Here is a 15,365-nt window from a genome sequence, read left to right on the forward strand (position 1 = left end):
CATGCTGATCGTCGTCATCGATGACCCCTATGATCGGTTCCGATTCAACCATCAGGCATACGAGATGCCGGTCGGTGGGGGCATCCACCGCATCAGTTCAGCCCCATCCGATCAGCTTGGCCGCCCTGCCGCTCTCGCCCAAAGACATTCTCACTGTAACCATTCGCCAGGCCATCCCGAACTTATACTCGACGCACCAAGCGCCAAGCACATTCAAGAAGGATCTTGAGATGAAACGTAGTATTTCTGCGCTGCTCGTCGGAGTTCTCATGACTTCGACGGGAGCGAGCTACGCCTCTGCGGGTTGGATGGACAACGTTCCGGCTCGTTTCCTCCCGGGCGGCGCCCGTCCGGGTGCGAACCAGTCCCGGACATCGGAGACGGTCGATGGCGGCATGGTGACCGGCTCGATCAACAGGACGCCCGGCCCCTCGCAGCACAGTCCTCGGTCGGGCCGGGCCGGGAAGCCGTAAGGCGACGTCGGGGCTGCGGCTGGGGATTGCATGCTGTTGCAGCCAGCGGCGAATTGTAACCTTTCCCTCGGCGGTCCCGAAGTTTGATGTGAAGGGACCGCAACACGCGTGCCCTCCGCCTCCAAGGAGCGTCCAGCCTCTCGAAGGCGGCGCCTGAGGCGCTCCGGCCAGCCGGACCAGAAAGAAGGAACACCAATGTCTAATCTCGGTCGGTCGAACCGAAAGGGTGCGCTCGCCGCGACCGTCGCGGCGCTGCTGCTTGCGGGAGGCGTGCAGGCTCAGGCCGCGCCGATGGGCGACATGCCCGGTACGAGCGGCAAGGCTGGCGCGGAGAGCGGAAAGCAGCAGACGGCCAGCGCCACCGGCACCGTCGCGGCCGTGAGCGCGAGCCAGCACAAGGTGACCTTCGACCACGAGCCGATCCCGGCGATCAACTGGCCCGCCATGCACATGGAGTTCCCGGCGATCTCCTCGGTCGATCTCTCGAAGGTCAAGCCGGGCGAGAAGGTCAAGTTTACCCTGAGTGGGAGCAAGGGCTCCTACACCGTTCAGTCGATCACCCCGGCCCCGTAGGCCAACGAGGCTGGAGGACCCGCCATGATCCACCGCCGTACGCTCCTCGGCGTGCTTCTCTCGGTGACCGCGCCGTCCCTGGCCGCGGCGCAAGGCGCCCAGACTGCCATTCTCTACAAGAACCCGCAGTGCCTGTGCTGCGACGCCTACGCTATGGTGCTCCAGAGCAGCGGGATTGCGGTCACCGTCAAGGAGACTCTCGCGCTTGCGGCACTCAAGCGCGAGCACGGCGTGCCCGAGCCGCTCCAGGGCTGCCATACGCTGCTCATCGACGGCTACGTGGTCGAGGGGCACGTGCCAGTCGCCGCGGTCAAGCGGCTGCTGGCCGAGCGGCCCGCCATCAGGGGCATATCGCTGCCGGGCATGCCCGCGGGCTCGCCGGGCATGGACGGGGAGAAGACGGAGCCGTTCACGGTCTACGAGATCGGCGACGGTGCCTCGAAGGTCTTCGCGCGCGAGTAGCGCGAAGGCAGGACTGAACCGACATTTATTCTAGGCAAGGAGAAACCTATGTCCAAGACCTCGACGTCCGCAACAGCTGTATTCCTTAGCGCTGGCCTGGTTGCCGGCATTGCCGCGGCCTCAGCCCGAGCCTGCCACGACGCCGTCGGCGTCCGCGGAGAAGGGTATGATGGACCACGGCACGATGCAGGGCGGGGACATGATGCCGATGATGCAAGAGATGTCGAAGATGATGGGTAACTGCAACAAGATGATGCAGACCGTGATGGACCGGCAGAACCAGGGCGGATCGGGCCAGCAAGCTCCTGACAAGCGCCGCTGAGCTGCATCAGCGAGAGCGTGATAACCGGGCCAGTCAGGCTGCGCGTCTCTATTTACAATCTGCTGGAAGAGATCTGCGGGCGCAGAGCGACATCGACCCTTGCGGCGCCCACAACCCACGACTTGTCACGCCGTGCCAGGCTACAGAGGTCGTCCAGATCCCGTTTTCCTGTCCGGGCCGGTTTGATCGTCACCAGTCGAAGTCGTTTTTCCTGAATACCAAAAAAACCGTCTCGCCTCGGGAAATGAAGACATTCGGTAATCGTTTAAATCAAGAGCCAAGGAGATCAACATGATTACTCCCAAAGCGGACGAAGCGATAGACGTGTCTTCCGGACGGAACGATCGTCTCCAGGCGGCACCTGCGACGCCGGCATCGCGTTTTCGATCGAGCATGAGCTGCGGCATGAGCAAAAATTCGATGTCACTGATTATGGCGGTCTTCGTCGGTGTCGCACTCGGTGCGCTTTTGTTTGGTGGAGCTGGAGGCATCGCGGGCGCGACCCAGGTCGGCAGCTGGACGTTTTTGCTGTTCCTCCTTCCATGCCTGCTGATGGTTGGCGCAATGATGATGATGGGCAACAAATCCGGCCCAAACGGAGAGCTGTAGTTATACGTGACGTGGCCGAAGGCCGGCGTGCTTTCCAGGGTCGCTGGAAGGAATGGATCTGGGAATGATCTTCGACGTCATCATCGTTGGCGCCGGACCTGCGGGATTGAGTGCTGCTCTCATTCTTGGGCGTTGCCGAAGGCAGGTGCTCGTGCTCGACGCTGGGCATCCACGGAACGCCGCAGCCGAGCACACCAACGGCTTCTTTACCCGCGACGGCACACCTCCCGCCGAACTCAGGCGGCATGGGCGTGAACAACTGGATAGGTATCCAGATGTCATGCTTCAGGACGCCGAGGTCTCCGCCGCAGAGCGCATTGGAGAGCACTTCGAGGTTTCGTTGCGCAATGGTGATCGGTACCGTTCGCGAAAGCTTCTGCTTGCGACCGGGGTTCTGGACGAGCTTCCGGAGATCAAAGGATTTGCGGAATTCTATGGCCGAGGTGTCTTTCACTGTCCTTATTGCGACGGTTGGGAAAATCGCGGCAAGCCGGTAGCGATCTATGGCCGAGGGCAAGCTGGAAAAGGCCTCGCTCTTGAACTGACAGGCTGGAGCCGGGATATCGTCCTGTGCACTGACGGACCGGCGGATCTGTCCGACCATGATCGTGCTCGACTGCAGCGCAACGGCATCGTCTGCCGCGAGGAACCGCTCCTGTGCTTAGAAGGACGTCATGGCAGGCTCGCCGGAATCCGGTTCGCGAACGGGGAGGTTCTGCCACGGGATGCACTGTTCCTGACCGGACGAGAACGCCAAGCCTCCGATCTTGCGATGAAGTTGGGTTGCCAAATGACACGCAAGGGGTCGATTGAGACGGGAAGCTACGAGAAAACCGAGATTCCGGGTCTTTATGTTGCCGGTGATGCCTCTCGCCATGTCCAGCTGGTCGTCGTCGCGGCAGCTGAAGGAGCCATGGCTGCATTTGCTATCAATACCGAGCTTCTAAAAGAAACCCTCATCTGAGCGATTGCTGAAATACACCTGTTGGGGCGGCCGCTGTCTTCTGTTTCTGCTACAATGAATTCGCCATCACGATCGCATGCGTCCCCTGCCATGTACCAACGGGTTACAGCATCGTCGGGAATGCATGACACAGCATTCTTGGTTGATTTTGAAGCTTCCAGCGTGGGAGCACCTCGACGCTTCTGTCGACGTGGCCCATCGGACCGTCTGCGGAACATCGTCCGTCTTGAACCCGTGAGCCGGATGTTCGCAGCTGGGATCATTTGCAACCTCCTGTACGAGATAAGGTTACCCTGCCGATACGCATTGCTCGGCGGAAAAATTGGAGGTTGAGCGTGATAAGATTGAGAAAATCGGCTTTTCGAAAGGTTGCTGTCCTGACCCTATTAGGTTTGGGATCGCTGTTGGACGGAGGTGGTTTCGCGCAAGCACTTGAATGCCCTGTCCCACACCCGGTTGGAACACAGACTGCCATCCAGCAGACCGGAGAAAGCATTCGTGCTTACAAAAACCTTTTGGCCGCGCAGGGCACCGGCGCGATTTCAGAAATCATCGCTCAGTTGAGGCAGGGTCATCCGAAGGTTACGACCTCTGAGATCACGAACCTTCTCGTGACAGTCTATTATCCCGTTCTCAACGAAAATGCCTCTTTAGACGACGCGCAGAATAGAGCGTGCCTGATGGAATTTTCGTCACGTGTCATGCAAAAACAGTCGACTGACAAATGAATAACGCCAATCGCCTGTTGGCCCATTTGATGCGACCAGACCCTCCTGGTATTCTTGTTTCCAGCACTGAAAATCTTTTCCGACGGGGCAGTCGCCAATGACGCAAAGTTTTCGCGCGGACCCCATCGCCAACGATGTTGTTGCAACGGTCCATGAGCGGGTCAGGGATCCCGTCTGCGGGATGATGGTGGATCCGAGCACCACCCCCCATCGGCTCACCCTCGGTGAAGCGACCTATCACTTCTGCAGCGCCGGTTGTGCGAGCAAGTTCGAGGCCGATCCGGATCGTTACCTCAACCCGCCGGACCGTGACCCGGCGGTCTTGGAGTCTGCCATGGGCGCGCCCCCGGAGCCGGCAGAGGGTGCTGTCTGGACCTGCCCGATGCACCCGCAGGTGCGCCGCGCCGGTCCCGGGAGTTGCCCAATCTGCGGCATGGCTCTGGAGCCGGCTACGCCGACCCTGGAGGAGGGTCCCAACCTCGAACTCATCGACATGACCCGTCGGCTCTGGGTCAGCGCGGCCTTGTCCCTGCTATTGCTGGTTCTTGCGATGGGCCACGAGTTGCTTGGCTGGACCCTGCTGTCGGGCGCTGTGACAACGCTGGTTCAGTTCGGTCTCGCCACCCCGGTCGTACTGTGGGGTGGCTGGCCCTTCTTCGAGCGCGCTTGGTCCTCGGTTCGAACACGTAATCTCAACATGTTCACCCTGATCGGGCTCGGTGTCGGCGTGACCTATGCCTACAGCGCCGTCGCCGCGCTTGCGCCCGGCCTGTTTCCGCCGTCGTTCCGCTCGCCCATGAGCGGCGCGGTGCCGGTTTACTTCGAGGCAGCCGGAGTGATCGTCAGCCTCGTCTTGCTCGGCCAAGTGCTCGAATTGCGCGCCCGCTCCGCCACGGGCCGGGCCATACGCGCCCTGCTCGGCCTGGCCCCAAAGACGGCACGCGTAGTTCTCCAGGACGGCCGTGAGGAGGATGTATCCCTCGACCTGATCGAGGCAGGCGCGATACTACGCGTCCGCCCGGGCGAGAAGGTGCCGGTCGACGGCGTGGTTGTCGAAGGGCGCTCAGTCGTCGACGAGTCGATGCTGACCGGCGAGCCGGTCGCAGTCGAGAAGCGGTTGGGCGACAAGGTCACCGGCGCCACCGTGAACGGCACCGGCGGCTTCCTGATGCGCGCGGAGCGCGTCGGTCAGGACACGATGCTGGCCCAGATCGTCCGGATGGTGTCGGAGGCCCAGCGTTCTCGCGCGCCGATTCAGGCCCTAGCCGATATCGTCTCGGGCTGGTTCGTCCCCGGTGTCATCGGGGTAGCCGTCCTCGCCTTCGTGATCTGGAGCGTGTTCGGTCCGGCCCCTGCCTTCGCCTTCGGGTTGGTAAACGCTGTCGCCGTGCTCATCATCGCCTGCCCTTGCGCCCTCGGGCTTGCCACGCCGATGTCGATCACAGTGGGCACCGGGCGCGGCGCCCAGGCCGGCGTGCTGGTCAAGAACGCTGAGGCCCTTGAGTTGATGGAGCGGATCGACACGCTCGTCATCGACAAGACCGGCACGCTCACCGAGGGCAAGCCACGCCTGATCTCGGTGATCCCGGCTCCGGGAATGGAGAAGGACGACTTCCTAAGACTCGCCGCCAGCCTTGAACGCGGCAGTGAGCACCCGCTTGCTGCCGCCATCGTGAAGGGGGCCGAGGAGCGAGGATTGACGCTGAGCGAGGTCGCCGACTTTCAATCGGAAACCGGCAAGGGCGTAACAGGCAGGGTGGACTGCCGCTCTATCGCACTGGGCAATCGGAGCTTGCTCGATGCTCTCGGCGTTGATCCTGCCGAATTGGAGCAGCAGGCCGACCAAATGCGATCCGACGGCAAAGGTGTCATGTTCGGCGTGGTCGATGGCCGGGCTGCTGGGCTGCTGGTCGTCGCGGATCCGGTCAAAGACAGCGCAGCCGGTGCCTTGCAGGCGCTTCAGGCAGATGGCGTCCGCGTCGTCATGCTGACGGGCGACAATCGAAGGACCGCGGAGGCGGTTGCCCGTCAAGTCGGTGGCATTGATGAGATCGTCGCCGACGTGCTCCCGGAACAGAAGCAGGCGGCGGTGGAGCGATTGCGGGCGCAGGGCAAGCGGGTTGCCATGGCGGGCGATGGCATCAACGACGCGCCGGCGCTCGCGGCGGCGGATGTCGGGATCGCGATGGGCACCGGCACGGACGTGGCCATGGAGAGCGCGGCTGTCACGCTGGTCAAGGGTGATCTCAACGGCATCGTGCGGGCGCGGCGGCTGTCGCGGGCGGTCATGCGCAACATTCGCCAGAACCTGTTCTTTGCCTTCGTGTTCAACGCGCTTGCGGTCCCAGTCGCGGCGGGCGTGCTCTACCCATTCACCGGAACGCTGCTTAGCCCGATGATTGCGGGCGCGGCCATGGCGCTGAGTTCCGTCACCGTGATCGGAAACGCACTGCGCCTGCGCACAATACGCCTCTCCTGAATCGGGGCCCAGAAACACAATGTTCGTCTCTGCCAGCCCCCTTGACCATTCCTTGTCTTATTTTCTCGGTCGTTAGAGATTTGCAGATGCCCTCCGTTCTGACAGACCTACTCGGCTGGCTGGTTCAGCCTTGGTTCGTGGCCATATGGTACGCGATCGGCGCGATCGGCGCGGCTTGGATGATCTATGACGCCCAAACCGCCAACAGCGCACTAAACCCGCCGCTCAAGGCGTGCTGGCCCATCATTATCTTCTTCTTCTCCGCTCTTGGGATTGGACTTTATCTCATCACGTCACGGCCCTCGGACATCGGCTCGTATCGAGAGGGGCGGCCGAAGATGGAGCGCTTCACAGAATATTCGAAGCCGCGCTGGCGCAAGGTCGTAGCGTCGGCGATCCATTGCGTCGGCGGCGACGGGCTGGGCATCATGACGGCGATGGTCGCGGCCAGACTCTGGGGATTCTCCTTCTGGCAGGAGTTCTGGTTCGAGTACGCCGTCGGCTACGCCTTCGGCTGGTTCATCTTTCAGACCTGGGCCATGCGGCTTCAAGGCAACGGATGGCTGATGTCGTTTTGGATGGGAGGCCGCGCTGAGTTCTTCTCCATGATAACGGTCATGGTCGGAATGGGGCTGTCGATGCGACTGCTGACGCCGGTGCTCGTTGGGCAGCCTCCGCAACCGGACACCGCCGCGTTCTGGATGCTCGGCGCCATGGGCCTGATGGCCGGCTTCGTCCTGACTTACCCGATGAACCTCTGGCTCGTATCCATCGGCTGGAAGCACGGTCAAGGACACGAACATATGCTGGGCAAGCAGCAAGGCGAGCAGACGTCTCGCCGAGACTCCAGCATGCAGCCCGCATCATAACACGATTGCAGGTGGTCAACATTGACCCTGACCTAGCAAACTGGCTCTCCGTCGGGTTTAGTGGATCGTGCTGCGGTGGCGCGCAGGCCGAGCCCGGCATCATCGCCGCCTTCGATGCCTGGCTGGCTGACGCCCGAGCCTGCGGCGTGCGGGTGATCGAGAGCTTCGCCATCAGCCTCGATCAGGACGGGGCTGCCTTTCGCGCCGGCCTTCGCTTACCCTGGAGCAGCGGGCAGGACGAGGGGCAGGTCAACCGCCTCAAGATGCTCAAGCGCTCCATGTATGGCCGGGCTAAGCTCGACCTGCTGCGTCGCCGCTTCCTCCTCGCAGCATGATCCACTAAACCCGACGGAGAGCCACTTTTCAGGGGGGGCCTCAAGTCAACCCTGCACTAACTTCGACCTTGTATCCTCGTGGGGGCCAATCATCTTCATTTCAGCGGGGCGCAGGGATCAAGGCTGATATGCCGACGCCGCCAAAAAGCACGGTGCGCGACGTGATTTTCGAAGCTTTTCTATACGTTTAGCCAAAGAGAGCGCATCGCCCGTGAGAGCCATTGCACCCGCGCAGAGTGTCCCCGACTGATGCGATGAGAGGGCGTGCCCGACCCGCCGACCATTCGGTTAGCCTTGTAACGTTTTGAGCGGCCATCCCGAAATTGTAAGAAGAAGCCCCAAGCTTCAAGAACATAAAAGGGGTCCCGCCATGAAAAAGTCATTCGTCGTTTTGTGCGTCGGAGCTCTCCTAGTCTCCAGCCTGCCAAATCACGCATCGGCTGCGTATTGGGAGTCACTGCCCCCGTCGTGGAGAAACCATCAGAAGGGGGCTGCACCGTCGACGCTCGCTCCGCCCCCGAAAATCCTGACGACAGGTTCGATCAACGACACGCCCCGTCGTCTTGTGCGCCATCAGCTGAGGGCCGCCGGCTCAAAGTTCTGATCCCTCACGGCACAGGACGCCGGCAGCGGCGTCCGATGCCGCCAACCGCGCTGCTTCAGGCGAAAATCGCGTCCATCGTTGATTGTCCAGAAGGCGCAGTGCAGAGGTCGACAGTCAAATCCGGGCCGATCTCCGTCATGCCCTTCCGTTTCCTGCGCGGTATTCTGTCATGTACGGAGCTAGGCTATCGGTGCACCTGGTCGGCTCATTGAGCGGTTGGAACGAGCGGGCCTCACGCCTTTGTGGATCCGCACGGGGTGCCAGTTTGGCTTCGGGCTTCTGCGCACCGTTCAGTTTGCCCCGTCGCGGCAACCGCAGGTTCTGCCGTCCGTCCGGTGCAGGGGGACGAGGCCTGAAGTGCCGGCGACCAGGAAGGTATCCGGTAGGCAAAGGGGTGCTTTCGACCGGGACCGCCGGCGGTTGTCCGACCCTTTTACGGCCGTTCGGCGCGACGTCCGCCCATCGATTTCTCAAGACACTGGCCGAGCGGTTTCGTGACGGCGATCGACACTATCAACGGGCTGACATGCAGGATCACAGGATTCGACTACCCGCATGATCGCTGGTGGATCGTAACCAATGCCGTGCTCGTCTTCATCGTCGCGCCAGTCTGGACCGCATGGCTGACGGCCCGCGCGTTGCTGCGGCGGTACGACAAGCTGATGGCGGCCGGGTTTGGGGCGGCGCGACCCACGAAGCCCTTCCGAACCGTCCCATCGCTGGAGCGCCGGCTCCGAAGCGGGGGAACTGCCACGGGACGGCACCTGGAGGCGTACGTGCTCGGTGCTACCCTGGGCATCCAGGTCCGCCTGCTTCTCCTCTCCGCTGCGACGCTGCCGGCGGCTTGGCTTATTCTTGAGATACCCAAGCACATCATCAACCATGCGCTCGCCAGCACTCAGAGCGACGGACATCCCGGCATGACGTTCCTTGGACTCCCTCTCGGCCGCACTTCACTGCTGTTCGCGCTCTGTGCCAGCTATCTCGCCGTTCTCACTGTCAACGGGCTCGTGAAGTACATGGCGAACCGACTGCGCGGTCGCGTCAACGAGCGCATCGTGCGCCGCCTGCGCTTGGCCGTCCTGCGCCGCGCACGCACGGAGGGAAACGCCGAGCGCCGCACTACCCTCGCCGCCGTGGCGGTGCAGGAGGTCGAGCCCATCGGCTACTTCGGGGGCAGCCTCCTCGTCGTTCCCGTCGTGCAGGGCGGCGTGCTCTTGACGAGCGTCGCCTTCCTCCTACTCCAGGACATCGCCCTTGGCTTGGCTGCGCTCATCATGCTGCCGGTTCAGCTTACCGTCCTGCCGCGCCTTCAGAAGCGCGTGAACCTGAAAGTCCGGCAGCGCGTCCTCGCTACGCGGACGCTTGGCGCCATCATCACCGCGCCGGCGAGCGCCGCGCCGCCGGAACTCGCCCCGCCCGCGGCGGAGGGTGATCCGCCCGCGCCGTCCCTGCGGCGTGGGATGGCGCACGTCGAGGAGCTTGAACAAGTCCGCGTCGCCATAAACAACATGAAGGGCGGCATCAAGAGCCTGTACAATTACACGTCTAACCTCACGCCATTCTTCTTCTTCGTAATCGGTGGCTACCTGGTCGTACAGGGACGTCTCTCCCTCGGGGCGCTGGTCGCGGCGCTCGCGGCCTATAAGGAGATCGCACCCGCGCTGCGGGAGCTGTTCGACTTCGCCCAGGACTGGTCCGACGCAGGCGTGCGTTTCGCGGAGGTCACGCGAGCCCTCGGGCGCCCCGCCGCCGTAAGGCCCGGCGTCGCGAAGCCGGCCGCCCCACGACAGGCGGCCTAGCTTCGGTCACGGGTCACGTCACCGTCCGGCCGACCGGCAAAAATGACGGCGACGTGACGGATTCAGCAGGCGGGCATCGGATGACAACGGTGTCGAAGCTGGATCCGCGTCCGAGCCCGGCCGCCTACTCCTAGTTCCGCCGACTTTGTGGCGCGATTGGCTTGGCGATGGCAAGTACGCCCTTCAGGCCACTGCCGAAGCGGGCGATCGCCTCGCAGTGGCCTCAGAGCTCGCTGTAGGGGAGATATCGGAGGTCCAGTTCTGCGACCCAGAAGAAAGCGGGCCGCGCGAACTGTGCGCGACGTCGCCCTCTCGGTCTCGGGTACCATCCGGATGAAGTTGCGGGCAGTGGCGCCCTCGATGCCTCAGCAAACAGGCGCGACGCGGAAGCAGGCGGTATGCGGACGAGCCCCGGCCATTTGACTGGATGGACCAACCAAATTACCTCCGATAATGGCACTTATCGCAGATTATTGTGGATCGTTAAGGTTTGGGTGGCTAAGCTCGGCTCATGGAGCTTGACGCCGACGACCCCGTCGCCGACCCGCTGCCCGCCTCGGCCACTCTACCCGTGTCGGTCGTCGAGGCGCTGCCGCCCGGTCTCGACCTTCTGGTCGCGCGGCTGGAGGACCATGCCCGCGCCGCGCGCGGTGCCTTCGCCGACAACACGCTCCGCGCGCTGGCCGCCGACAGCCGCATCTTCTCGGCATGGTGCTCGAGCGTCGGCCGGAGCATGCTCCCCGCCAGCCCGGAAACCGTCGCCGCGTTCATTGACGTCCAAGCCGAGACGAAGTCCCGCGCCACGGTGGAACGCTACCGCTCGTCGATCGCCGCGCTCCATCGTGCCGCCGGGCTACCCAGCCCATGCGCCGACGAGATCGTCCGGTTGGCGGTGAAGCGGATGAACCGTGCCAAGGGTCGGCGCCAGAAGCAGGCCGAGCCGCTCAATCGGGGCAGCATCGAACGTATGCTGGCAGCCGAGACACCAAGGCGTCTGCATCGGCGGATCCTGGAGGGAGAGCGGGAGACCCCTTTGATCGCGCTGCGCAACGCGGCTCTGGTCGCGGTCGCCTACGACACGCTCCTGCGCCGCTCCGAACTCGTCTCTTTATATATAGGGGATCTGGAGAAGGGCGCGGACGGCTCCGGTACCGTGCTGGTGCGACGCTCCAAGGCCGACCAGGAGGGCGAGGGCGCGATCAAGTATCTCGCCCCCGACACCATGGCTCACATCGATGCGTGGCTCGCCGCGGCGGGGCTAGCGAGCGGGCCGCTGTTCCGGCCGCTGACGAAGGGCGGCCGGGTCGGCAGTGGAGCGCTCGGCGATGGGGAGGTGGCGCGGGTGTTCCGGGATCTCGCGGTCACGGCCGGGCTGAAGCTCCCCCGCCTCCCCTCCGGGCACTCGACCCGGGTCGGGGCGACGCAGGACATGTTCGCGGCCGGGTTCGAGCTGCTCGAGGTGATGCAGGCCGGTTCGTGGAAGACCCCAGCGATGCCGGCTCGCTACGGCGAGCGCCTTCGCGCGCAGCGGGGAGCGGCTCGGAAGCTCGCGACGCTACAAAATCGAGCTTAGCGCGAGCGACGGGCTTTCAACCCGAAGGTCTTGGGTTCGAGCCCCAGCGCGCTCACCACATTTCAATCACTTGCGGTCAATCGTGTGGACGCACGGTGCGCGCTACGACCTCAACGAGGCGGCTTATCGGGGTTTACCCAAATGAGACGAAGCACCGAAAGCCCATGTAGGGTGGTGAGCCGTCATCTTGCTCCCTCACTTACTTGTCAGCCCCCGCCTGCCCTCAGGCCACCAGGCGCTTGAGGTTCTCGGGCGCGTCCGTCACGTAACGGTGCGACTCTCGCGCGATGTTGACCGCGCGGGCCGCTGCTGCAGTCTCACGCACGACCGGGTCGGGCTCGTAGCCCTTGCGCCCATCCAGCCACTCCAGCACGTCCGCCAAGTGCCAGAGCACCACGCTGCCGTCATGCACCGGCAGAGGAAAGTCGTCGTGGCCGAGCATCAGCTTGCGCATGCTTTGGCGCGCCACGCCCATCAGGTCGGCGACGTCCGTCAGCCCCACAAGATCGGGGGCCGCTTCCACCAGCGTTGCGGTCGGGATCGCAACCTTGATGTCGGTGAGCGCGCTGCGCACAGCCTCCCGCGCGCTGCCCGCCTCCCGGGTGAAGTCCAGGGCGAGCCGTCCGGCAATCCCAACGCCTACGAGGGCATCGGTGCAGCCGGCCTCACCAAGGCGCTCCACCAGTGCATCGGCATCGCGGTCCTCATCAGAGAGACGATATTTCAGGATGAAGCTGTATTCGGTCATGGCTCTCGCTCCTGCGCCTCGGCCCTCTCGGCTTCTGCACGCGCCTCCGTCTCCGCCTTGCGGGTCGTGCAATTGTCGACGACCCGCTTAATCTTCCTCGCCTCGTTGCCGACGTTTTTGGGTGTGCTCCAGATGCTCGTGATGCAGAACTCGCCGCAGCGGCATGTCTCGTCATCGTAGGGGCAGTAGATCTTGCCCCAGGCATGACTACCCCCGACGCTGACGCGCCAGCCGTGATCCTCCGCATGCCGGAGCGCGTCCTCCACCTCCTTCTTCGGATGCGGTTTGCGCGCCATCCCGTAGCCTCGACAATATGTGGTTTCTGGTGAGGGTGTCAAGTGACACCCTGTGGCGTGTTCCGAACCTCCTCATGCCTTTCCGACGCGGTGCGATGCAACCCGCCCGAATGCGATCGGCCGGGTCGGCACCCAGAACGACTTTTTCACCGGAGAGCGCAGCGACCAGGACGTAGCAGCACACGCACTACGTCGTTCCGGCGTCGCCTGTAGCCTTAATTTTCTCCGGTGTGAGGCGATCGCCGAGGAGTTCGCGAATGGGATCGGACATGGTCCGATCAAGCCTGCCGAGCCGCGACGCGACGCGACCTCGAGGAAGCACAACGCGAACGCAGCTTGCGGGCGGCGGATGTCCGTCTCTCGACCACCATCGCCCGTGTGAACGATCTCGCTGCGGGCCTTGTGAACGGCAACGACGATGTCTTGGTACTGGCGGACGTTCGGCCGCGTCGCGAGGCAGATCCCGACGCGGCGCTCGAGGCGCGCGACGCTCCCGGATGCATAGTGATCGGTCAGCACGGTCTCGAAGGCGACGGCCAGCGCAAAGATCGCTTCCGCTTCATTCGTCCGTGACCCTAAGGATTGCCTGTATCAGTCGATGGCGGTTACGAGCCGGCGAATGACCCGGCTATGCACCCTCTCCCCCGACGTCAAATTGACGTACCGCAGATAGCCTTGCTCGACGGCGCGCAGTGTCGGCGTCAATCTCTGTTCGAGCGCGCGAAGTTCGGAACGGGCCAAGGTTCGCGTGTTCAGCGTCACGGCGAGATCAGACAGCCGGGCAAGCTCGAGCGCCGCGACGTTCATCGGCACACGGCTGAGACTGAGCGGCTTGTCCGCCAGCGTCGCCTCGCCGATGAGGTAGTGCCGGATGTCGAGCGTCTCGTTGTTGCTGACCTCGGCGGACGATTTGATTTTGTCGACCGTGATGCCGGCATCGACGCTCAGGGCGTGCAGCATCACCACCAGCGCGGCCGCGACCCGGATCTTCAGGGGGTATATGAACTGGTTCTCGTAATAAGCACCTGTGTGCGAGGAGAGCCGGACAAGCAGGTTTAGCGCCCTAGGTTTGTGAGACACCGGGAAGGAGCCTACGCGGCGAGAGCCGCGGGTGAAAGGCGTGCCTGGCGGGCAGCGGCGGGCGATTGAAAGCCGAGCCGCTCGATGAGCCAGGTGGTGTTGTAGGTCTCCCGGAAGGCCAGGAGCGCGTGGCGCAAGGCCTCCAGAGTGTCGAAGCTCTGCACCCAGAGCAGGTTCTCCTTCAGCGTCCGGATGAAGCGCTCAGCGCAGCCGTTGCCCTCGGGCGCTCGCACGAAGGCGGGCGAACTCTCCGCCCCCAAGAAGGCCAACTCGGCCTGGAAGTCGTGAGCCATGTAGCAGCTGCCGTGATCATGCCGGACGCTCAGCCCGCGCGCCACGTCCTTGGCGACGGCGCCGAAATGGCGGCGGACGCCCTGGCGCAGCGGCTCCAGCGCCTCGAAGCGGGTGCCCCGCGCCGGGCGACATGGATGCCGACGCACTCGGCGTTGTGATGATCGATGGCGATGAACACCGCGACCTGTCCCTCGCCCGTCCAGGTCGTGGTCATGTCGGTGCCCCACATCGTGTTCAGCGCCTCGGGGATGATGGTGCCGTCGTGGTTGCGCGGGCCCCGGGGGGATCCGACGCGGGCGGGGGCGAGCAGATCGTGCTCGCCCATCAGCCGCAGCACGCGCTGTTTGGAGGTGCGCACGCCAACCCCGCGCAGCCGTGCTCAGACCTTGCGGTGGCCTTCACCGTGGAACGGGCTGGCGGCCAGGACGCCGCGGATCCGCGCCACCAAGTCCGCGTCCCGCATCGGGCCGGTCGGTCCAGGCCGCTGGGCCTGCGGCCTTGCGGGATGACGCTGCCGATAGACGCTGGCACGCGCGGTCCGCCAGACCCGGCAGACCCGGGCCAGACCGTAAGGCCTGCCGCGGCTCGGCGAGGGGGTCCGGCTCATGGCCTCCACCGCCGCCGCGCTAAAGGGCGGCCGCCCTCCAGGACCTCGATCTTGGCCTCCAGAAGCTCGCGCTCCAGCAGCCGGGCACCCATCGCACCTGTGCGATGGGATCCCATCTCACCGAGCTTGGCCTTCAGACGGGCGCTCTCCAGCGCCTCGCCGTCGGTCGCGCGGGTCGCCAGGTTGGCCTCACCCCCGGACAGAAAGGCATCGCGCCAGCCGCTCAAGGTCGCCGCCGTGACGCCCAGCTCGCGAGAGACCGTCTCCAGGTCCTCACCGCGGATCAGCCGCAGCACCGCATCGCGCTTGCGCTGACGCGACATCCGCCCGCCTCGCCCCAGACCTGCCGCCGCGACCGTCGTTGTCTCTGTCGTCATCGTCCACCTCTGCTGCGGACAGCGTCCGCTAACGAGGTGTCTCACTCAACCCTAGGGCGCAGGACCTCCATGAACTGATGCGGTGGATGCCCCCACCGACCGGCATCTCGTATGCCTGATGGTTGAATCGGAACCGATCATAGGGGTCATCGATGACGACGATCAGCATG

15 protein-coding genes and 2 pseudogenes are annotated in these 15,365 nt (G+C 64.0%); 13 read left to right on the forward strand and 4 right to left on the reverse strand.

Annotated features, from left to right (window positions below):
* The 12 genes and pseudogenes from MET9862_RS29850 to MET9862_RS24900 all read left to right on the forward strand — a co-directional run.
* A partial coding sequence (locus MET9862_RS29850) for a hypothetical protein (protein WP_210248130.1) occupies positions 1-229 on the forward strand: 229 nt, incomplete at its 5' end.
* 439 nt (positions 230-668) lie between these two features.
* Positions 669-1,046 (forward strand): copper-binding protein, encoded by a 378-nt coding sequence (locus MET9862_RS24850; RefSeq protein WP_142585652.1) that lies wholly within the window; start codon positions 669-671, stop codon positions 1,044-1,046.
* 24 nt (positions 1,047-1,070) lie between these two features.
* Entirely contained in the window at positions 1,071-1,508 is a 438-nt protein-coding gene (locus MET9862_RS24855) for a DUF411 domain-containing protein (protein WP_142585653.1), read from the forward strand.
* Positions 1,509-1,677: 169 nt separating this feature from the next.
* Positions 1,678-1,830 carry a hypothetical protein gene (locus MET9862_RS29640; RefSeq protein ID WP_185156999.1) on the forward strand — a complete coding sequence of 51 codons (153 nt, stop codon included), beginning with the start codon at positions 1,678-1,680 and terminating at the stop codon, positions 1,828-1,830.
* 291 nt (positions 1,831-2,121) lie between these two features.
* Positions 2,122-2,439 carry a hypothetical protein gene (locus tag MET9862_RS24860; protein ID WP_142585654.1) on the forward strand — a complete coding sequence of 106 codons (318 nt, stop codon included), beginning with the start codon at positions 2,122-2,124 and terminating at the stop codon, positions 2,437-2,439.
* Positions 2,440-2,503: 64 nt separating this feature from the next.
* A complete protein-coding gene (locus MET9862_RS24865; RefSeq protein WP_244612892.1) occupies positions 2,504-3,403 on the forward strand; it encodes an NAD(P)/FAD-dependent oxidoreductase in 900 nt (299 codons plus the stop codon).
* Positions 3,404-3,732: 329 nt separating this feature from the next.
* Complete coding sequence (locus MET9862_RS24870) at positions 3,733-4,131, forward strand: hypothetical protein (protein WP_142585655.1); 399 nt, start codon at positions 3,733-3,735, stop codon at positions 4,129-4,131.
* A gap of 97 nt (positions 4,132-4,228) precedes the next feature.
* Complete coding sequence (locus MET9862_RS24875; protein ID WP_142585656.1) at positions 4,229-6,610, forward strand: heavy metal translocating P-type ATPase; 2,382 nt, start codon at positions 4,229-4,231, stop codon at positions 6,608-6,610.
* An 86-nt stretch (positions 6,611-6,696) separates the two neighbouring features.
* Complete coding sequence (locus MET9862_RS24880) at positions 6,697-7,479, forward strand: DUF4396 domain-containing protein (RefSeq protein ID WP_142585657.1); 783 nt, start codon at positions 6,697-6,699, stop codon at positions 7,477-7,479.
* Between the two features lie 65 nt (positions 7,480-7,544).
* Positions 7,545-7,814, forward strand: a pseudogene (locus tag MET9862_RS24885) (ISL3 family transposase); the annotation flags it as partial.
* Positions 7,815-8,912: 1,098 nt separating this feature from the next.
* Complete coding sequence (locus tag MET9862_RS24890; protein WP_142585658.1) at positions 8,913-10,220, forward strand: ABC transporter ATP-binding protein; 1,308 nt, start codon at positions 8,913-8,915, stop codon at positions 10,218-10,220.
* Positions 10,221-10,731: 511 nt separating this feature from the next.
* Complete coding sequence (locus MET9862_RS24900; protein ID WP_142585659.1) at positions 10,732-11,793, forward strand: tyrosine-type recombinase/integrase; 1,062 nt, start codon at positions 10,732-10,734, stop codon at positions 11,791-11,793.
* Positions 11,794-12,016: 223 nt separating this feature from the next.
* Here MET9862_RS24900 and MET9862_RS24910 read toward each other — a convergent pair whose 3' ends face one another.
* Both MET9862_RS24910 and MET9862_RS24915 read right to left on the reverse strand, forming a co-directional pair.
* Positions 12,017-12,541, reverse strand: a complete 525-nt coding sequence (locus MET9862_RS24910) for a helix-turn-helix transcriptional regulator (protein ID WP_142585660.1) — start codon at positions 12,539-12,541, stop codon at positions 12,017-12,019.
* Complete coding sequence (locus tag MET9862_RS24915) at positions 12,538-12,837, reverse strand: hypothetical protein (RefSeq protein WP_142585661.1); 300 nt, start codon at positions 12,835-12,837, stop codon at positions 12,538-12,540. The genes MET9862_RS24910 and MET9862_RS24915 overlap by 4 nt, the downstream gene beginning before the upstream one ends.
* 378 nt (positions 12,838-13,215) lie before the next feature.
* Here MET9862_RS24915 and MET9862_RS30280 point away from each other — a divergent pair, with 378 nt between their 5' ends.
* Positions 13,216-13,410 carry a hypothetical protein gene (locus tag MET9862_RS30280; protein ID WP_244612893.1) on the forward strand — a complete coding sequence of 65 codons (195 nt, stop codon included), beginning with the start codon at positions 13,216-13,218 and terminating at the stop codon, positions 13,408-13,410.
* A gap of 18 nt (positions 13,411-13,428) precedes the next feature.
* Here the strand turns inward: MET9862_RS30280 and MET9862_RS30285 are convergent, their stop codons facing one another.
* Both MET9862_RS30285 and MET9862_RS24925 read right to left on the reverse strand, forming a co-directional pair.
* The gene (locus MET9862_RS30285) at positions 13,429-13,917 is read right to left on the reverse strand and encodes a hypothetical protein (RefSeq protein WP_244612894.1); all 489 of its coding nucleotides are present in this window, start codon (positions 13,915-13,917) and stop codon (positions 13,429-13,431) included.
* Positions 13,918-13,928: 11 nt separating this feature from the next.
* Positions 13,929-15,195: pseudogene (locus MET9862_RS24925) on the reverse strand (IS3 family transposase).
* Between the last annotated feature and the right edge of the window lie 170 nt (positions 15,196-15,365).

This window comes from Methylobacterium symbioticum (assembly GCF_902141845.1).
Taxonomy (GTDB): domain Bacteria; phylum Pseudomonadota; class Alphaproteobacteria; order Rhizobiales; family Beijerinckiaceae; genus Methylobacterium; species Methylobacterium symbioticum.